Annotated in this window: 13 protein-coding genes, 2 tRNA genes and 2 pseudogenes; 6 read left to right on the top strand and 11 right to left on the bottom strand. The window is 70.3% G+C overall.

The genetic code is table 11. The features are described 5' to 3' along the window. Positions 1–108 precede the first annotated feature (108 nt). A complete protein-coding gene (locus AC1P0E_RS19790; protein WP_482743481.1) occupies positions 109–1,875 on the top strand; it encodes an MFS transporter in 1,767 nt (588 codons plus the stop codon). A gap of 91 nt (positions 1,876–1,966) precedes the next feature. On the opposite strand, the gene AC1P0E_RS19795 is transcribed toward AC1P0E_RS19790, so the two are convergent. From AC1P0E_RS19795 to AC1P0E_RS19820, 6 genes are all read right to left on the bottom strand, one after another. Next, positions 1,967–2,893 carry a hypothetical protein gene (locus AC1P0E_RS19795; RefSeq protein ID WP_482743482.1) on the bottom strand — a complete coding sequence of 309 codons (927 nt, stop codon included), beginning with the start codon at positions 2,891–2,893 and terminating at the stop codon, positions 1,967–1,969. 118 nt (positions 2,894–3,011) lie between these two features. Beyond that, positions 3,012–4,268, bottom strand: coding sequence for an ABC transporter substrate-binding protein (locus AC1P0E_RS19800; RefSeq protein ID WP_482743483.1), 1,257 nt, complete (start codon positions 4,266–4,268; stop codon positions 3,012–3,014). Then, positions 4,265–5,302 carry a hypothetical protein gene (locus tag AC1P0E_RS19805; protein WP_482743484.1) on the bottom strand — a complete coding sequence of 346 codons (1,038 nt, stop codon included), beginning with the start codon at positions 5,300–5,302 and terminating at the stop codon, positions 4,265–4,267. Before AC1P0E_RS19805 ends, AC1P0E_RS19800 begins: the two co-directional genes overlap by 4 nt. Continuing rightward, positions 5,299–6,699, bottom strand: a complete 1,401-nt coding sequence (locus AC1P0E_RS19810) for a vWA domain-containing protein (protein ID WP_482743485.1) — start codon at positions 6,697–6,699, stop codon at positions 5,299–5,301. Before AC1P0E_RS19810 ends, AC1P0E_RS19805 begins: the two co-directional genes overlap by 4 nt. Next, complete coding sequence (locus AC1P0E_RS19815; RefSeq protein ID WP_482743486.1) at positions 6,696–9,188, bottom strand: serine/threonine-protein kinase; 2,493 nt, start codon at positions 9,186–9,188, stop codon at positions 6,696–6,698. Before AC1P0E_RS19815 ends, AC1P0E_RS19810 begins: the two co-directional genes overlap by 4 nt. Beyond that, entirely contained in the window at positions 9,185–11,041 is a 1,857-nt protein-coding gene (locus tag AC1P0E_RS19820; RefSeq protein WP_482743487.1) for a S1 family peptidase, read from the bottom strand. Before AC1P0E_RS19820 ends, AC1P0E_RS19815 begins: the two co-directional genes overlap by 4 nt. 57 nt (positions 11,042–11,098) lie before the next feature. Between AC1P0E_RS19820 and AC1P0E_RS19825 the strand changes: the two genes are divergently transcribed. From AC1P0E_RS19825 to AC1P0E_RS19835, 3 genes and pseudogenes are all read left to right on the top strand, one after another. After that, positions 11,099–11,437, top strand: coding sequence for a trypco2 family protein (locus tag AC1P0E_RS19825; protein WP_482743488.1), 339 nt, complete (start codon positions 11,099–11,101; stop codon positions 11,435–11,437). 151 nt (positions 11,438–11,588) lie between these two features. Next, positions 11,589–12,554, top strand: coding sequence for an adhesin (locus AC1P0E_RS19830; protein ID WP_482743489.1), 966 nt, complete (start codon positions 11,589–11,591; stop codon positions 12,552–12,554). A 59-nt stretch (positions 12,555–12,613) separates the two neighbouring features. Then, a pseudogene (locus AC1P0E_RS19835) lies at positions 12,614–12,736 on the top strand (deoxyxylulose-5-phosphate synthase); the annotation flags it as partial. A gap of 91 nt (positions 12,737–12,827) precedes the next feature. Here the strand turns inward: AC1P0E_RS19835 and AC1P0E_RS19840 are convergent. Continuing rightward, positions 12,828–13,016 (bottom strand): hypothetical protein, encoded by a 189-nt coding sequence (locus tag AC1P0E_RS19840; protein ID WP_482743490.1) that lies wholly within the window; start codon positions 13,014–13,016, stop codon positions 12,828–12,830. Positions 13,017–13,400: 384 nt separating this feature from the next. Then, positions 13,401–13,467: transfer RNA gene (locus AC1P0E_RS19845), tRNA-OTHER, on the bottom strand. 227 nt (positions 13,468–13,694) lie between these two features. On the opposite strand from AC1P0E_RS19845, the gene AC1P0E_RS19850 reads away from it, so the two are divergent. Next, entirely contained in the window at positions 13,695–14,480 is a 786-nt protein-coding gene (locus AC1P0E_RS19850) for a YwqG family protein (RefSeq protein ID WP_482743491.1), read from the top strand. Between the two features lie 559 nt (positions 14,481–15,039). Further along, positions 15,040–15,252: pseudogene (locus AC1P0E_RS19855) on the top strand (tyrosine-type recombinase/integrase); the annotation flags it as partial. 70 nt (positions 15,253–15,322) lie between these two features. Here AC1P0E_RS19855 and AC1P0E_RS19860 read toward each other — a convergent pair. The 3 genes from AC1P0E_RS19860 to AC1P0E_RS19870 form a co-directional block, all read right to left on the bottom strand. Next, positions 15,323–15,395: transfer RNA gene (locus AC1P0E_RS19860), tRNA-Arg, on the bottom strand. A 375-nt stretch (positions 15,396–15,770) separates the two neighbouring features. Next, on the bottom strand, positions 15,771–17,069 hold the full coding sequence (gene nhaA / locus AC1P0E_RS19865; protein WP_482743492.1) for a Na+/H+ antiporter NhaA: 1,299 nt from the start codon (positions 17,067–17,069) through the stop codon (positions 15,771–15,773). Positions 17,070–17,337: 268 nt separating this feature from the next. After that, positions 17,338–18,882, bottom strand: coding sequence for an alanine/glycine:cation symporter family protein (locus tag AC1P0E_RS19870; protein WP_482743493.1), 1,545 nt, complete (start codon positions 18,880–18,882; stop codon positions 17,338–17,340). Between the last annotated feature and the right edge of the window lie 406 nt (positions 18,883–19,288).

Below are 19,288 nucleotides of genomic sequence, written 5' to 3' on the forward strand. Positions count from 1 at the left end.
CGCCCCAGTTCGGAGCCAGACCTGGTGCCAAGTTCGGAGCCGGGTCTGAAGTCGAGCCCGGCGCCAGGTCCGCAGCAGCGGGAGCGAGCAGTGCGCATCCGGGTGTCCATGCCCGTGAGCACCGACTCCGCGCCCCCGCCTTCGCCCCTCGCTCCGGACCACGACCGCCGGCGCCGCGTCCTGCGGCACCCCGTGACGGTCGCGACGGCCGCCGCCGCGGTCGTCCACATCGTCTGGTTCTTCTTCTTCGCGAACAGCGGCGGCGACCTCGCCGCCCAGGACGCCTGGGCCGAGTTCGTCGGCCGCCACCCCGACTCCGCGTACAACCTCGCCTGGTACGGCGGGATGCACCCGGTGTCGTACAGCGTGGTCTCGCCGTATCTGATGTCCGTCCTCGGTGTCCGTACGACGATGATGATCGCCGGCACCGTGTCGGCCGCCCTGACCGCGCTGATCCTGGTCCGCGTCAAGACGGTCCGCAACCCCCTGTGGTGCGCGCTCGCGGGGGTCTTCGCCTTCCTCTGCAACGCCCTCTCGGGCCGCGTCACTTTCGGCCTCGGCACGATGTTCGCGCTCGGCGCGGTCGCCGCGGTGTTCTGCTGGCCGCGTCGCTGGGCGGCCAACCGGTGGGCCAAGGCGGCTGTCGCCGCGCCGCTGGCCGGGCTCGCCACGGCGAGCAGTCCGGTCGCGGGCCTGTTCCTCGGCGTCGTCGCGGCCGCGCTGTTCCTCAACAAGCGCCGCCCCGGCGCCTACGCGCTCGGTCTCGCGCCGGTCCTCGTCGTCGCCCTGTCCTCCTGGCTGTTCCCGTTCTCCGGTACGCAGCCCATGTCGCTCGCGACGACCTCGCTGCCGTTCCTGTTCGGCGTCCTGGTGTTCGTGCTCGTACCGAGCGACTGGAAGGCGGTCCGGACGGGAGCCGCCGTCTACGCCGTCGGCGTGCTGCTGACCTGGCTGATCGACTCGCAGATCGGCAGCAACGTCTCGCGCCTGCCCATGGTGTTCGCGGGCGTCGTGCTACTGGCGGCGCTGCCGTTCGCCGCACCCCGGACGGTTCGTTGGTACGCCCTCGTCGTCGCCTTCGTCGGCCTCAACGTCTGGATCGGCTTCAAGAGCGTCGACGACATCGTCCGTACCGCGCCGACGGCGTCCTGGACGCGTGAGCTGGCGCCGCTGGTCAACCAGTTGCAGGAGGTCGGCGCGGAGAAGGGCCGGGTCGAGGTGGTCCCCGCCAGCAGCCACCGGGAGGCGTCGGCGCTCGCTCCGTACGTCAATCTCGCGCGCGGCTGGAACCGGCAGGCCGACATGGAGCGCAACCCCGTCTTCTACGACGACACGCTCCACACCGACACCTACCGCGAATGGCTGGACCGCTGGGCCGTGCACTACGTCGTACTGCCCACGGGTGACCCGGACCGGTCCGGCGCCACGCAGGAGTACGAGCTCGTACGCGCCGGCCAGCCCTACCTCGAGCGGGTCTGGGCCGACGCCAACTGGCAGCTCTTCCGCGTGGACGACCCGACGCCGCTGGCCGACCCGCCCGCGAGCGTGGACCGCGCGGGCGCGGGCGAGCTGACGATCCGGGTGAAGAGCGCGGGCCGGGTGCTGATCCGTATCCCGTACTCGCCGTGGCTGGGCCTGGTCGACGCCGACGGAGAGCGCGTCGAACCGCCCGCCGAGACGCCGGAGTCGAAGCTGCGGGGCGAGGCGACGGGCAGGACGTTCACCAACCCGAACGGCTGCCTGATGAAGGCGGACGAGGACGCGGCGGGGGACGAGTGGACACAGCTGCTCGCGCCCGCCCCGGGCGTCTACCGACTGGCAGCGCCCTACGGCCTGACCCGGGGCACGGCCTGCCCGGAGGAGCTGCGCCGCTGAGTGCAGGAGCGGGCCCGGGCAACTGTCGACCGGAACCGCGGGCACTCGTCTCCTCGGCCGTACCGACGACGGTGTGCCGTTTCGGCCGGAGTCAGTCGAGGTAGACGCGGGCTGCGGCGATCGGGCGTGCGGCCACCTTGTGCGGGGTGGAGGTGTTGACGCCCCAGCGGTAGCCGGCGAAGAGCTTCGTGGTGGGGTCGGCGTAGAACACCATGTGGCCGTAACCGGCGCCGTTGTGCTCGGTCCACTCCGGGGTCCCGCCGGGCGTCTCCTCGATGCGGGTGTCGGGGAAGCCGCGGTAGGTGGCCTCGGCGGTCTCCGAAGCGGCCGGGTTGCCGTGCGGGTTGCTGGTGCAGTCGATGATGTCGAAGACGTAGGGGACGACACCGGTGCCGACTTCGCTGTCCACCGGTGAGCTCCATGTCCCCTTGCGTTCCCGGATCATCACGATGTGTCCGGTGTACGGCTCGCTGGTGCCCGCCGGGTCGTAGTCCAGGGCTACGAGGTCTCCGGGGCGGAGGTTGACCGGCTTGGTGACCGCCGTGAAATGGGGGACGTTAGCAGCGTTCGCGAAGCCCTCGCGGAACTTCTCTGCCGTCGGGTAGAGCTTTCCTGCCTCGGTGTTGAAGTGCTGGCTGAAGTATTCCCTCGTCGCCCATCCGTACGCCGTTCCGGTGCCGTAGGCGCGCTGCAGGACCAGTGTGATGAACGAGGAGCACTGTGCGAACGCGGAGAACTGCTCCGGGTGACCGGGCGCGCCCCAGACGACCGAGGAGTTCTCGTCGGGGAATTCTCCCGCTGTCTTGTAGCGGTTGGCGCCGTCGCTCCAGGGACGCATCCGCAGGTAGTCGATCAGTGCCTCCGCCTCTGTCTGGTGCGGAAGTCTGGTGGAGTAAGGGCTCGGCGGCGGCACTTCGGCAGCCGAGGCAGTTCCCGCAGCCGAGCCGGCGAACACTGCCGCCCCCGCACCCGCGGTGGCGGTCAGCAGACCACGGCGGCTGATTCGGTCAAAGGACATGGAAGTTCCCCCTGTGCGATCGAATGATCACTGATGTGATCACTGATGTCTGCGGGATCCTATGGCAGACGGCAGGTGCGCACGCGGGTCCGGTGGAGCCGTCCCATGCCCGCCCGCGTTACGTGTCCGGCGGCGCCGCGCAGACCGACGGGACGCGGAGCGTGCCCATCCTGTGGTGGCGTTGCGTCTCGTCTTCGAGCTGTCGGAGCAGGCCCGTCAGGAGCCTGTCGTCCGTCGGAGCCGCGAGGAACTCCAGTACGGCGCGGTAGAAGGCGCCCCGTACCCCCGGCGGCATCACGTCCGACGCGTCCGCGCACAGCCGATCGGCGCCCGTCAGTGTCTCGTTCACCGCCCGGTTCGCCCAGGCGTCGCCGTACGAGCCGACGGAGACCGGGAAGAACGGGCGGTTGCGCTCCGGGACGGCGCGCGCCCAGGTGGCCCGTGCCTGGTCCCCGGTGAGGAACGTGATGAGCGCCCGCGCGCCGGCCGTGTCCCTGAACAGCGCCGCCATGTCACCGGCCACCTCGTACGCGCCCCGGTTGTTGTCGAGTTCGGCGACGGCCTCCGTGGTCGGGACGTACGCGATGTCGTCGCCGTACAGCCGCCGGGCGAAGCTGCCCTGGTGCTCGCGCCCGCACCCTTCGTCGGACCGTTTCAGCAGCCCGTTGCCGTCGTTGCCCTCGAAGTCGTTGCTGAGAGCGGCGTCCGCCCGCGATCCGATCAGCCGGCCCCACGTCTTCCACGCCTCGCGGACCTCCTTGCTGTGCCAGGGCAGGTCGCCGGTCGCCCACTGTTCGTACACCGCCGGTCCCGACTGCTGGAGCAGGATGTCCTCGATCCAGTCGCTGCCGGGCCACCCCGTCGTCGCGCCGGAACCCACGCCGATGCACCAGTCGCCCTGCTGGGGAGGGCGGCCCGGATAGTGCCAGACCACGCTCTTGAGGTCGACCTTTATCGGCGTCCAGTACGTGTTCTTGCGGCCGCGGATCGTGAGTTCGGGGGCCCACGGCTCCGGGGAACGCTCGCGGACCTTCTCGGGAAGCGGTACGAGCACACCGTTGTCCGCGTATTCGGTGAGCTCACCGAGGCTGTTCAGTACGGCGATGTCGGGGGGCGATCCGGCCTGCACCTGGGCGAGCAGCGTCTCGCGCAGCGACGTCGTGCCCTGGTAGTCGTACTCGATCCCGTACTCCTTCGTGAACTGGTCGAGCACCGTCTCGAAGCTCTCCTCCTCGTCGCCGGTCCAGGGGCCGAGCACGCTCACGGCCGGGCGTGGCTCCTCGGCGCAGGCGGCGGAGGTCAGGGCGAGCCCGGCGAAGAGGCAGAGGGCCAGCAGCATGCGGAGGGGCCGACGGGGGCGGCTGCGGCGGTTCACCGGCGGCCTCCCGTGCGGCGCCGGGGAACGGCGTACTCGACGAGGAGCGACTGGAGCGTCCACAGGATGACCGCCCCCATTGCCGCGGCTGCGAGCGGAATGAACGCCGTGCCCCGGACCCAGGCTTCGGTGTTGCCCTCCTGTACGGCCCTGTCCATGCCTTTCTCGGCGTCCGTGATGGCCGCCACCTGCGCACTGGGGGAACCGGCCGGTGTCAGCAGGGCGGCCGCGTCCTGCATCAGCGTCTGGCTCGCGTGCGCCTGCCACGTCCCGAACGCGAGCACGGGAACGGCCGCCAGCAGCAACGTCACCGCCGCCAGCGGGATGCTCACCCGCAGCCGGAAGCGCTGCCGCAGGAACACCTGCGTGCCCACCAGCCGCACGCCGAGCAGCACACAGGCCGTGACCGCCACCGGCCAGGCCAGCAGCGGCGCGGCACCCCAGTCCTCCTGGTGGTCCAGCGCCGCGCTCTGGCGGGCCCGGAGCGCGTCGATCCGGGCGAGGACGCTGGTCTCGCCGACGTACATCATCCGGTGTGCGTACGAGAGGTTGGCCTGGCTCAGCAGCGGCCGGTTCGCCTGGGTCCACGCCCCGTCGATGCGCAGGGCGTAGCTGTCGACGAGGCCGGACGCGATGCGCAGGGTCTGCCGGTCCTCGCGGTTGAGGGCGCCCGTGGCGGAGGCCCGGGCGAGGCTGCTCTTCGCCTCGGCGGACTGGGTCCGGAACTCCTCGCCGCGCGCCAGGATGTCCGGCCACGCCGGGTTGTCGGACCGGTACTTCAGGTGGGCGCCGGCGGTGACGTGGGCCTGTTCGAGCAAGGTGTGGGCCCTGGCCAGTTCGACGACGGCCGGGCCGGTGCGGTCGCGGATCGCCACGGAGTCGCTGTGGACTTCGTCGTACGCGCCGAAGAGCGCCGCGCCGCCCACGGCGGTCAGCGTGAGCAGCCACACGAGCTGGCCCCGCAGGTATCCGACGGTGCTGACGCCGTCGGCTCCGGTGGCTGAACGCCAGAACTGGCGCGGCAGGTGTCTCATTCCCCGTCCCGTTCCGCGTCCCGCGGATCGGGCTTCGGCTTGCGCGGCGACGGCAGCATCGTGCTGTGGGCGCGCAGCACCATCGCCGAGTTGATGTCGAGCGGCCGGATGTCCGGGCGTATCTCCACCTCACCGGCCGCCGCGTCGATGATCCGTACGACGTCGCCGAGGCGTTGCAGCATGGGTTCGTTGCCCATCGCGTGGGCGCGGCGCACGGCCTCGCCCCAGGCGGCGCGGGCCCGCGGCGCGTCGTCGGCGCGCAGAGCGGTGCGGCCCTCTTCGAGGCCGCGGACGAGGGCGTCGTGGTGGGCGTAGTGCGCCACCTTGGGGTCATAGGCGCTGTAGAGGTCGCGATGGCGCGTCCAGTGCACCAACAGGGGGCGAGCGGGCGGAAGCCGCGGCGACGGCCTGGACTCGGCCTGTGACGGTACGGCCCCGTCCTGCGACGGCTCCTGGACCACCTTCAGGTCGGCCAGCCACAGCGCACGGTCGACGGGCTCCTGCGGCGTACGGGCCGCTGCGACGCACACCAGGTACTCGCGGGTCTCGTCGCCCCACGGCGGCGTACGGAACTCCAGGCACCGCTCGCCCGCCGTCATGCGTTCGCGCAGCAGGTCGCGGCGGGTGGGGTGGACCTGCTGGACGGTCAGCGGGGCGCTGCCCGGGCGGTGGGTGAGGCGCAGTCGCAGGCCGGTGAGGTGCCGGCCCGCCGACTCGGCGGTGACGGACCGGAACTCGCCGGGCAGCGCGTCGAGGTCGCGTACGGCGTCGGCCCGGCCGTCGAGGCTGTCGGCGACCAGCTGGAGCTCGTCGGGGTCCCAGTCCTCGCCGATGCCGATGGTGTCGCAGGTGAAGCGGCCGGAGCAGGCGGCGAGTTCGGAGCTGAGCGCGTCCGGCCGCTCGTGTTCGTTACGGCCGTCGCTGAGCAGCAGTGCGTGCCGGACGGCGGGCCCGGGGCGGCGCCCGAACAGCTCGCGGGCGAGGGCGAGCCAGCTGCCGATGGCCGTGCCGCCGCTCGGCACGAGGCGGGCCACGGCGTCCTGGGCCTCCTTGCGGGTGGTGGCGTCGGCGCGTACGAGAGTCGTCTCGGAGGGACGGGTCGCGGCGGGGTAGACCAGCTCCGCTGTGTGACGTCCGGCGACGATCGCGAAGTACGTGCCGTCGGGCAGCGCGCGTACCGCCTCCGCCGCCGCGTCCTGGGCCGCCCACAGTTTTTCGCGCGGGTAGCCCATGGAGGCGGAGCAGTCGAGGAGCAGCACCTCGGCCCGGGAGGGGGGCGCGGGCGCCGGAGCCCCTTCAGAAGCTGTGCCGAGGTCCACCTGCACGGTCACCACGGCGCACATGCGCGTCCCTCCCTCGGCTCCGCGCTCCACCGAGACGTAGGGCTGCTGGCTCACTTCGAGGGAGACGGTCCCTGCGGCTGAAGCTCCTGCGTCGACTGCGTCGCCTGTGTCGCCTGTGTCGTCTTCCACGTTTCTCGCAGCTGCCGAATTTTCTGTGCCGTCCTGAGCCATGTGTGCTCCTTGTGTGTCCAGCGCAGTGGCCGGATCCCGTTGGCCAGGTCGAGCAGCGCGTGCGCCCTTACGTCGCCGGCCTGCTGGGAGAGGCCCCGGTACGCCTCCTCCAGGCGTCTGCGCAGCCTGTTCTCGGTGATGTCCCGGTCCTGGACGCGCTCGCGCAGCTGCGCCAGCCGCCGCGCCCTGCTGTCCGGGCCCCCGGGCGCTCTGCCGTCCGGGCCGCCCGGCACCCGGCCGTCCGGGCCCCCCTGCGGTGCCCCGCACACCCAGTCGAGTACCACCTCTCTGATGTGTGTCTCCAGCCGCAGCACCGCGTGCCGGTCCGTCAGCCCCTCTTCCTCCTGCAACTGCGTGACCCGCGCGAGCGCGGTGACGATGGACTCCAGGGGCGGCGGCCCGCCGTCCGGGGGCCGCCGGCCCGCCAGGATGCGTACGATCGCGGTCCGCGCGGCCGTGCGGTGCCGCGAGTCCTTGGGTACGTGCTCCAGGATGTCCAGGGCTTTCTCCCGCTCCTCCCGGGCGAGGTGAATTCGCGCCAGCCCGAAGGCCGCGCTGCCCAGGGAGTGGTTCCGCAGCCACACCGCCTCGTAGTAGTCCCTGGCGCGGGCCGGGTCGCCGAGTCGTTCGTGGCAGTAACCCAGGGCGAGTTTCGGGGCGTACTCGCCGGGGAGCGAGTCGTAGACGAGGTCGAACTCCTCGCGGGCCTCGGCGATCCGGTCGTCGGCGAGGTGCAGCAGCCCGGCGTGCCAGCGCAGGCGCCAGTCGTGCGGGGCCATGGCACCGACCAGGTCGGCGGCGAGGCCGAGTTCGGCGCGCGCCCGCTCGTGGTGGTGGGCGCGCCACCTGGTGCGGCGGGCGAACTTCCGGCGGGCCAGGCCGAGGTGCAGTCGGCAGCGCAGGAGGTGAAGTTCCGGGGACGGCGTCCAGTCCGCGAGCAGTTGCAGCAGGCCCGGCGCGTCGTACGAGATGCGAGCGAGGGAGGCCGCCTGCGGGTCGTCGGGGTCGGTCTTGGGTACGGGCAGACCCGCCGCGACCTCGTCGGGGGAGGGGCGCGCGGCGTTCAGGGGCAGGCGGTGGGTGCCGTACGCCCAGCGGTCGAGGGCGGGGGCCTGGCCGAGACCGCCGTCGAGTGCGGCCGACGCCGGTTCGAAGAGGCGGGAGGGCTCGAAGGTCTCCGTACCGAGCCGTAAGGACCGTAACTCGCGGATGACACCGCGCAGCTGGAGCGACATCTCGGCGGCCGTGGCGAACCGTTTGCGCGGCTCTTCGTCGGTGGCGCGGGCGAGCGCGCGGTGCAGGGACTCGGCTCCGAGTCCGGGGGCCGGGTGGTGCGCGGAGTCGGCGAGCTCGCGCAGGGTGACGCCGACGCTGTAGAGGTCGGACTGCGGGTACGCCCGGCCGTCCCGCTCGACCTCGGGGCCCTTGTAGGGATCGGTGTACGGCCCGGGAGCCCCGAACTCCCGCACCCCGCCCACATCGATGATCTTGATCCCGTCGCCGCAGTGCATGACGTTGTCCGGCTTCATGTCGCCGTACACCTTGCGCTCGTGCGTGTGCAGATAGCCGAGCGCGTCGAGAATCCGGATCCCGTAACTCACGATGAACTCGTGCACGCGCGGCCCGGCGAACGGCTCCTCGTCACGCGCGATCCGCTCGGCGATCTGGTGCAGCGCCATGCCGCCCGCGAACTCCATGACGATGTAGTCGGTGCCGGTGGGGCGGTGCGTCGCGTAGTTGATGACGCGGATGATGTCCTTGTGGTTGAGGTCGGTGAGATGCCGGCGCTCGCGCAGCGCGACCTCACGGGCCAGCGAACTGTGCGGGTTGCGCAGGCCCTTGAGGGCGACCGGCCGGTTGTAGAGCTGGGCGTCCTCGGCGAGATAGACCCATCCGAGACCGCCGTGCGCGATGGGGCCGACGACCTGGTACTGGTCGGCGAGTACGTCGTCGCCGGAGAGCTGGGGCTGGAGCGCGTACGGCGTACCGCAGCTGCAGCGCCCCTCGGACGTCACGACGCCGATCAGCTCCGTGCAGTCGGGGTTGCCGCAGCGCATGACGTGGGAGGTGGGCTGGTCCTCGACGGGCCCGACGAGGAGGGCGGGGTCGGGGACCTCGACGAGCGGCAGGTCCATGAGGCGGTCGCCGGCGGGCGAAAGTACGAACTGGGCGGCCTCGGAGCGCTTCTGGCCCCGTTGGGCAGCCGCCTTCGCCGCAGCAGCAGCCACCTTTGCCGCCGCCGCCGCAGCCGCCGCCGTCGTCTCCATCTCGGCCGCCGCCTCCGCCTCGGCGTCCACGGGCAGCCCGGTGAGATCGCAGAACCCCGTCTCGGTGACCTTCCCCTTGCACCCGGGGTGCGGACACGCCCTCATCCCTGCCCCTCCCCGCGCGCTGCGAGAGCCTCGCGGGCCTCCTGCACGAACCGGTCGACCGCCGCCTCCGCCACCCTCAGCTCGCACGGCCCGCCGGTCAGCAGCCGCTGCGCCTGCTGGTGCAGGGAGGCCGCCGCCTCGGCGATGCCGTGGGCGGCCAGGCGCGCCTGGTGACCGTCGAGGAGGCCGCGCAGGTTCTGGTGGCGGGCGAGCTGCCGGGTCAGCAGCCGGTGGGCGGTCTCCGCCTCCAGCAGTGCGGTTTCCGCGGTCCTTTCGACGTACGACAGCTTGACGAGGAATCCGGTCGTGCCCTGCTGCGGATCGGCTTCGAGGCGGGCCGCCTTGAGCTCCAGGTCCGGGGCGTACCGGGGGACGGACGGGAGGGGGCTGACGCAGGTGGCCGCCCGTCGGCGTAACTCCCGGGCTTGTTCTTCCGTACGGGCGAGAGCGTCGATGCGGCGGCTGATGCGCTCCAGCCACTGCTGGGGGCGGGCCGGATCGAGGAGGAGTTCGTACGTACGGTGCAGGGCGGGGGAGTCGAGCTGCCGGAAGACCAGCAGGAGCCGCCCGCCGCGCCGCACGAGCGTGTGCAGCAGCTCTACGGTCTCCAGCGGCTGGAGGGCGTCGTCCACGCCACGGGCCACGGTGGTCAGCGGCAGGGCGTCGGCGGCGATGCGCGCGGGCAGGGGCAGGATGCCGGGGCCGTCGAGCGCCATGCCCTCGGCGATCTCCTCGGCGATCTGCGCGGGGCTCTTGCCGCTGACGTCGACGGCCAGGTCGAGGCTGCCCGCGCGGGGGGTGGCTGTGCCGGTGTGCTCGGGGCAGGAAGTCGCGACGGAGGTGCGGGGGGACTGCTCGCGGTCGGCGAGGGTGAGCGTGGTGCGCAGGGCGAGGGCCGCGTGCTGGTCCTCGTCCCGTACGAACGTGATCTCGACGTCGGCCAGGTCGTCCTCGCCGGCGAGCCAGCGGGTGAGCCAGCGCGCGAACCCACGGTCGGGGGTGGGGCGGGGGGTTTGTTCGGGACCGGCGGGGACGGCAGGGGTGGTGATGAGGCTGTCCGGGGTTGCCGGGGAGGCCGGATCGACGGCGAGGGTTGCCGGATCGGCGTTGAGGGTTGCCGGATCGATGGCAAGGGTTGCCGGATCGGCGTTGAGGCTGAGGCTGGGCGGGACCGGGGGCCGGCCGCTCACGAAGCGCTCGCGCACGAGGTCGAGGTGCTTGACGATCGTTCCGGTCGGGATCATGTAACCGTGCCGGTAGTGCGCGCCCTCGCGCTCGGAGTCGAGCTTGCTGACGACGATCCCGATGACGCGGCCGGTGCGGTTGTCGACGACTCCGGCGCCGCTGAAGCGCCGCATCAGGGTGTCGGCTTCCGTGACCGGATCGATCTGCACCCACTCGTCGCCGGGACCGCCGGGGCCCTTGATGAGCGCCTCGGCCCACTTGCCGCCGGTGATGCGGGAGGGGTAACCGGCGAAGTGGACGCGACGGTTCCAGATGGTCGGCAGCCGGTGGAGGACGGCGTGCGTGTCGACGGGCGGCGGCCCGGCGAGCTGGAGGAGTGCGAGATCGCCGCTGTGGTCGTCGGCGCGTGGGACCCAGTGTTTCGGTACGACGGTGGCGCGCAGGCCGGCGGAATCGCCCCCTCCGGAGCCGGGGAACTCGACGGTCACGAACGGCTGGTGATCGTTGGTTCCAGCGATCCGGATGACATGTGCGCAGGTCAGCACGAGCCCGTCGCCCAGTAGCACCCCGGCGCCGAGCACCTGGCCGCGTGGGCCGGACGTACGCAGCCGTACTCGCCAAGTCTCTTGATCAGTACGGAAGTTCGTTTCACGGATTGGCGCCCCCATGCTGTACCAGCATAGTCGCGGTAGGTGACAATGGGGCCTTCGCTGCACCGGGGGGATGTGGGCAAGTTGAACATGGACGACGCGACGCAGGGTGTGGAACTGGCGGATGTGATCAGCCAGGTACGAGCCGAACTGGAGGAGGCCCAGCGGCGGGGCAGGGACAGCGGGCTGCGCTTCCGGGTGGAGAGGGTGAGCCTGGAATTCACCGTCCAGGTCCGTCGCGAGACCGGCGGCAAGGGCGGCCTGCGCATCGGGGTGGTCACGGCGGACGTGGGCAGGACGACGGCGCACGACGCGAGCCACCGCATCCACGTGGAACTGCAGCCCCGAGGCCGGGACGGCGGGGACGTGGTGGACGTGGGCGGCGAAACGACGTCCGGGTCCGAGGACGACTGACGCCGGGCCGCGCCCCCAATTCTGCGCATCCTCTGTCTGGCGGCGGCGCGCTCATGCATAGTTGGGCTCTTGGCGACCGGCCGGCCGACTGCCTCACTGGCTGACCGACCTGTTCAGGACGATCCATAGGCTCGGGCGCGAGAAGGTCTACATGGTGTGCGAACGGTGCGGTGGCGGCCGAAGGGGTGCGCTGCCGGGCATGTTCTGCCCCGGCTGCGGGGCCGACGCGGGCGACGGCAGGGTGGCGAGTGGGTCCTGGGTCGCCCGCGAGACCGTCGGGGGGCGGCTCTCCACGCTCTCCCGTCCGCGGAAGGCGCTGCTGGTGACGGCGGTTGTGGTCGTACTGGCGGTACTGGTCACCTCGGCCACGCTGCTGGCCGACGCGGACGGTGACAGCGGCGGCGGTACGGGCGGCCCCGCGGGCAACGCGGACGACCTGGCCCGCGGAGTACCGACCCGGATTGGCCCGACGGACCCGCCCGGCGCCCCGGCGTCCCCATCGGTCAGCGCGAAGCCGACCCCGGACCCGAGCACTCCGGCGGCCACGTCCCGGCCCCCGGAGAAGAAGCCGAAGGCCCCCGAGAAGCCGCCGCCCGTCCAGTACCCCTCCTACACGGCTTGGGCGGGACCCGGCTGTTCCTCCGGCCACTACGAGGAGTCCGGCCGGTTCGAGAACGGCGACGCGGGCTGGTACACGGTCAAGTCCGGCGGTCACGACGCCGATTCGTGCGACGGGCGCTTCTCCGCCGTCCCCATGTCGGGCGCCCCGGACAAGGACCGCGACAACAGCGCGACCTGGTCCTGGCAGGTCGGCGACGCCTTCGACGAGTGCGCGCTGTCCGTGTACGTACCGAAGAGCCGTCGCGACCTCGACGTGGCGGGCAACCCCACCTTCTACCGGCTGCTCGCCGACCCCGACGACAAGGAGTCGTCGTACGCCGCCTTCGCCGTCCGCCAGACCGCCCACCGGGGCAGCCTGGTGCCCGTCGGCAGCTACGAGGTCAAGGACGGCCGGTTCGCGGTGCAGCTGCTCGACCGGGGCCGGGACTGGGGCGACGCCGACTTGGTGGGCGCACACCACGCGGCAGCCCAAATGAAGATCACCTGCCGCGCCTGACGGGGAAGCCCCTTCGACCAGCGGGGCGTGGTGCGCTCATCGGCGTTCAAAGCCGGGGCGGCTGCTGCGGCGGCCCCGGCTACCGGCCGCGCACGCTGCGAGAAGTCAAGGAACGGGTGGCGTACGCGGAAGCCACCGGCGAGCCGATCGCCACAGCGCTCGTGCGCGGCGAACTGCCTTAGCCCGCCACGAGCGGCGACGGCCGGTCGTGCACGGCAAAGACTCCGTACCGTGATCGGTCCGCACGGGGGTGGCCGGCATGCGTACGGCGACTCAACGTTTCTGAGCCCTGTACCGCTTGAGAAGCGCGGTGATCTTCTCGCGGTTGGCGGCGCCGTTCAGTTCGGTCAGGAGATCATCGGGGCAGAGCTCGTAGTGGTCCCCCCACCAGCGACGCCCCTTGTTGTCCCAGATGCGATAACCGCCCGGGACCCCTCTGGCCACATAGCGCCTTCTGCTCACGCTGTGCTCCCTCTTGTCCCGACACGGCCTGCCACACGGTACCCGGAGGTCGCCGGAGCGGCCCTGGGCTGGAGCTGCTGCGGGACGAGTGACCACGGCCCCTTACACCGCCCGCGACCCGGACAACACCGGCCCCTGGCCGGCCTGTAGACCTGCCCGCCTGCCGCGTTCCCGTGCTGCTCACGCCTTCCGCGCTTGATACGCCCCAGAGAGCATCCGAGCCGCTGTTGCCGCCGCTCGGGTCCCGTTGGCCGCACACACAGGCTGTCGCCGCGCGGCCGCCGAAGCACCGAAGGCTCGGCCAGAGAGTGAGCGGTACCTCGTCGTCGACACCTATGTGGCACCCGATCACGCAAAGCCCCTGACCAGCTAACCAACTTGTGCCCACGGCAGGATTCGAACCTGCGACACCCGCTTTAGGAGTTCGATCCGAGCCCGCTCCGGCTGCGGCCGTCGACTGGTGCGACGGCGGGCAGAGACGCTGGTGTTCGCCCCCGTCCGGCGTCGTTGATGTCAGCCGTGGATGTCAGAAGCCCTCTGCGTGCGGTTGCGGTACTTCGCTGCGGTACCGCAACAAGCGGAGAACAGAGCGACGAGGTCTGCAGGTGGGGTTGTCGGTGGCGCGTACTAACGTGCCCGCAGCGTTCCGTCGATGTTTGTACGCCTTGAGGAGCCACGATGTCCGCGAAGGATCTACGCACCCTGATACCGGAGTACGCGGGTCTCGCCCGGGAGACCACCCTCCTCAACCCGGAGCCCGGCGACCCTGGCGTGCGGGAGAGTTCGCTGGGGGGCGAGTTGCTGTGGCCCGTAGACGAGCCGTGGCCGTACTGCGCGCAGGAAGACCACTGGACGTACGGGTCCGACTGGCGCAACCGCACCGAGATCGTCCCGGGTGCGGTGCCGATGGTGCCGATCCTCCAGCTGTTCGCCCGGGACGTGCCGGGGTTGGAGTTCCCGGAAGGGAAGGATCTGCTGCAGCTGGTGTGGTGCGCGCTGATACATGAGCAGGATCCCGGGCCGGTGATGCCGCAGCTGTACTGGCGCAACGAGGCGGAGGTCGTGGCTGGAGGACTGCTGTCCGAGATCCCCGGGGTGAGCGAGGGGGAGTATGACGAGGACCACTTGCCGGAACCGTCCACGTTGTCCCCGACTACCGCGGAGGACTATCCGAGGTGGCTTGATCTACCCAAGGACTTGTGGGAGACCTGGGAACCTCGTCTCCGGTTGCCGACGGGCGGCTCCATGTGGCCACCCGACTCCAACGTCATCGGGACGAAGGTCGGCGGCTGGCCCGCCTGGACGCAGCCTGCCGATTGGCCGAATTGCGAAAGCGGACACCGCATGGAGCACCTTCTGACCATCACCGGCGACATGCAGTTGGGCGACTGCGGCGGCGTCTACTTCTTCCATTGCCGCCAGTGCCCCGGCCTCCCGTGGGACTGGCGCTTCGACTGCCACTGACAGCTGAGGTCGGTGGAGTCTGAAGGACCGAGTCAAGTCGCCGACGATCTTGAAAACCGTCGTGGCAGCGATGTCACCGTGGGTTCAAATCCCACACCCACGCAGATAAACGGCCTCTGGCCAGGTACATCGGTCAGGGGCTGTTCTGCGCGTAACTGCCCGTGAGTGGCCGCTGTTCCCCGGGATTCCCCCCTCGATCGGGCACGGGTGGGGCACGTCTGCTGTCGGGCCAGGCCCCAGTCACAGGACCGCTGTCAGTGCTTCTTGCTAGCTTGTCGCTGGAGACCGGTCGGAGAACCTTTGAGGTCCGCGGTTAAGGGGGGTGGGCACAAAGGTCCCCGGGATCACCTCGGGACTGTGAGCTTAAGGCCGTGGCATCCACCCCCCTCTTCATCTGGTCAGCCCCACTCGAAGCCTCAGCCCACCACCGTCCCTAGCTCCCATCCCGTCTGCCGTCGACCCACGAACGACCTTGACGCCCTGGGCCGCGTCTGCTCGGCTCTGCCTGGGCCGACGGCAGACGGGATGGGAGCCCACAACGCTCACCACGATCCGGCCTGGCCTTCGTGTGATCCGTCTGCACGATGCCCGTCACGGCTGCGCGACCCTGCTGACCGCGGCCGGGGTGGCGCCCCGCGTCGTGATGGAGATCCTCGGGCGCAGTCAGATCAGCATCACCATGGACGTCTACACGCACGTCGTTCAGGACACGCAGCGGGAGGCCATCAGTCACATGGACCGGCTGCTCAAGAGGCGGCCCGGCCGTGAGTGACCGCCGCCGTTGATGTCATCCGTGGATGCCAAAGGGCACCTACTGATTCAGTAGGTGCCCTTTTCCCTTGTGCCCCCGGCAGGATTCGAACCTGCGACACCCGCTTTAGGAGAGCGGTGCTCTATCCCCTGAGCTACGGAGGCGGGGTCTTGTCGAGAGCCGTGCCGGGAACCACCGTGGGATCCGCCGGGACGGGTGAGACAAACGCCCTGGTCAGGCTGCTCCTGGGCGTTGTCGGGAGTGGGTCCCGGAGGGACGCCTTCCCGGGCGTGTGCCCTGGTGGCCGACTGACCGCTGACAGCCTAGCGGATGCGGCTTGCCAAGGTCGCACCCCTTTCCTGCAGAGCGAAGCCATGGCCATGGGATGAGCTCTGGCTGGTGGGTTGGGGGCTCCCGGCCCATCAGACGGCTCCGAGATGGTGCCGGGTGATGGCGTCCCCAGGTTGCCGTCGCTACCCTCGCCATCGCGTCCTGCGGCGAAGTGGCCCTGGCTTGGCCATGACGGCCGGCCTTGGCCGTCAGCGCTCGCCAGTAGCGGTCCGCTGGTAGATGTCGGGGATGCCGTCCTGGTCGTCGTCCCGGTTTTCTTCCTCGTACAGGCGGCGGTAGATCACGTTGCGGCGCTTGATCAGCAGTGCGGCCAGGGCCGCCGCGATCAGTGATCCGATGAGAACCGCTGCCTTGATGTGTTCGGCTGCGGTTGGGTCGGGGAAGGCAAGCTCGCCGATCAACAGGGCGACGGTGAAGCCGATCCCGGCCAGTACAGCGAGCGCGAGGACGTCGGCCCAGGCCAGGTCCGGGTTCAGCCGGGCTCTGGTGAAGCGGGCAGCCAGGTAGGTGCCGGCGAAGATGCCCAGGGTCTTGCCGACGACCAGTCCGAGCACCACTCCGAGGGGCTCCGGCTGGGTGAAGACTTCGCCGAGCGACGCCGCCGAGACACCGACGCCTGCGGCGAAGAGAGCGAACAGCGGCACCGCGACTCCCGCCGACACCGGGTGCAGCAGGTGGGAGGTCCGCTCTGCGGGCGAGGAGGTCTCGCCCTTGTCGCGGGTGGTACGCAGGATCAGGCCGATGGCGACACCGGCGACGGTGGCATGGATGCCGCCGTTGTACATCAGGGCCCAGGTGGTGACGCCGAGCGGGACGTACCACCACCAGCCCCGCACGCGGTGGCGCTGGAGAAGGTAGAAGACGACCAGGCCGGCCACCGCTCCGCCGAGGGCCATGAAGTTCAGGTCGTCGGTGAAGAAGATCGCGATGATCAGGATCGCACCCAGGTCGTCGACGACGGCAAGGGTGAGGAGGAAGGCCCGGAGCGCGGAGGGCAAGTGGGTGCTGAGGACCGCCAGGACCGCCAGCGCGAAGGCGATGTCGGTGGCCATGGGAACCGCCCAGCCTTCAAGGCTGCCCCCGCCGGCCGCGACCGTGGCGGCGTACAGGGCGGCCGGCACCGCCATGCCGCACAGCGCTGCGACGACCGGCAGAGCTGCCGTGGCCGGGGTGCGCAGTTCACCGACCACGAATTCGCGTTTCAGCTCGATGCCCGCGACCAGAAAGAAGATGCTGAGCAGCCCGTCGGCGGTCCAGTGCTGCACCGAGAGGTCCAGGCCGAGGGCCGGTATGCCGAAGTGGAAGTCACGTATCTGCTCGTAGGCCTCGCTCCACGGGGTGTTCGCCCACACCAGCGCCACTACGGCGGCGGCCAGGAGTACCAGCCCGCCGACCGTTTCCGTCCTCAGCGCCTGGGTTACGGCTGTGCGCTCCGGCAGCGGCAGCAGGCCGAGAAAAGGGGAACGTTCGCGTGGGGCGGCAGCCATCAGGAAGTCTCCGGGGGAATCGGCAAAAGGGCATGCAGCCCCTGGGACGCCGACCAGACTTCCCGGCACACCGCGCGTCCGATGCAGCCGCCTTGGGCGGGCTGTTGACGCGTTCTTTACACCCTAACTGCCTCCGACCGATCCCACCAGGCGCCGTTTTACCTGCTGAAACACCTGAAAAGACGGAAACGCGGAAGAGCGGGTCCGTACACACCAAGGCGCGAGGAGGTGTGTACGGACCCGCTCAGGAGCCGGGCCGCCGGGGCGGTCAGACGGTGGTCTTCACCGGCTCTTCGTCTTCGTCGTCTTCGTCGGCTTCGTCGGCCTCGCCGGCATTGCGGGCGCGGACGAATTCCAGGAAGGAGTTCAGTTCGCGCTTGACGACGGGGGCGAGCAGGTACAGGCCGATGATGTTGATGACGGCGAGCATGAACAGCACCGCGTCGGCCATGGCGATCAGGGTCTGCAGCGTCAGCAGCGAACCGGCGATCGCGAACAGTGTGTAGACGACCTTGTACGTCAGCTCGCTGGCCCTGCTGCGGCCGAAGAGATACGTCCATGCCTTGAGGCCGTAGTAACCCCAGGTCAGGACCGTGGAGATGGCGAACAGCATCACCGCGACGGTGAGGATGTACGGGAACCAGGGCATGACCGTGCCGAACGCGTCCGACGTGATCGTGACGCCGGCGACGGACCCGTCCTTGCGTGCCTCGGCCCAGCTGGCGGGGTTGGCGATGACGATGGTCAAGGCGGTCATCGTGCAGATGACGACGGTGTCGATGAACGGCTCCAGGAGGGCGACGAGGCCCTCGCTGGCGGGGTGCTTGGTCTTGACCGCGGAGTGCGCGATCGGCGCGGAGCCGAGACCGGCCTCGTTGGAGAACGCGGCCCGCTGGAAGCCGATGATCAGCGCGCCGAGCACACCGCCCGCGACGCCCTCGGGGTTGAAGGCGCCTTCAATGATCTCGCCGATCGCCGCCGGGACAGCGGTGACGTGCGTCAGGATGACAACCAGGCAGGCCGCGATGTAGATGCCGGCCATGGCGGGCACGAGCTTGCTGGTGACGTTGGCGATCGAGCGGATGCCGCCGAGGAGCACGATACCGACGAGCGCGGCGATGAGGATGCCGAAGAACAGCGCCCCGGCGGAGGAGCCCATCAGGCCGTTCTCGCCGCCGGTGACGGAGACCAGCTGCGCGTAGCTCTGGTTGACCTGGAAGAGGTTGCCGCCGAAGAGGCCGAAGAACAGGATCATGAAGGAGGCGAGGACCGCGAGGACCTTGCCGAGGGTCTTTCCGTTCTTGCCGAAGCGTTCGGCCAGGCCCTTGGGCAGGTAGTGCATCGGGCCGCCGGAAACCGTGCCGTCGGCGTGCACCTCGCGGTACTTCACACCCAGGGTGACCTCGACGAACTTGGTGGCCATGCCGAGCAGGCCGCAGAGGATCATCCAGACAGTGGCGCCCGGGCCACCGATGGAGACGGCGACGGCGACACCGGCGATGTTGCCCAGGCCGACGGTGCCGGAGACGGCGGCGGTCAGCGCCTGGAAGTGGTTGACCTCACCGGTTGACCCCTTTTCGTCGTACTTGCCGCGCACCACGTCGATGGCGAGGCGGAATTTGCGGAACTGTACGAAGCCGAACCAGCCGGTGAAGACGAGGCCGGCGATGACGAGCCAGGCGACGATGAGGGGCAGGTCCGTGCCACCGACGGGCACGGCGTAGAAGACGAGTTCGCCGAGCCAGGCGGCTATGGGCTCGAAGAACCCACTGACGGCTTCGTCGATGGTCTGGGTGAGTGAGTCGAGTGACACTGTGGCTACCTCGTTGGCGCGGGGCCGGACACGGGAGGAGTGCTGCCGGTTGATGTGCGGTATTTGAGCGAACGCCGTTGTCCGATCGGCGACCCTGGGTGTGCGGTCCGCGGACTCGGACCGTGACCACCCTGGTCGTACTGCCGGTGCGTGCCGGCCACTCCGTACAGCGGCCAGTGGTGGCGCCACCTGCGGAGTTGCGCAGTTCTACCACGCCTTTGCCTGATCTTTAGTGACTCAAGTCACATAACCTTCAGTGATCTTCCAAAGTCCCAGCGAGCGAAATCGGACCGTTATGCGGTGACCGAGGTCCGTTCATCGGACACTTATGTCTCGAGGGGCGAGCGGGCGGGGGGATTACCGTGCGATCCGTGCACCGCGCGAGGCACTCTACGCAGGTGCCTCC

The sequence above is a fragment of the Streptomyces sp. TRD_SC_5 genome (assembly GCF_056836825.1).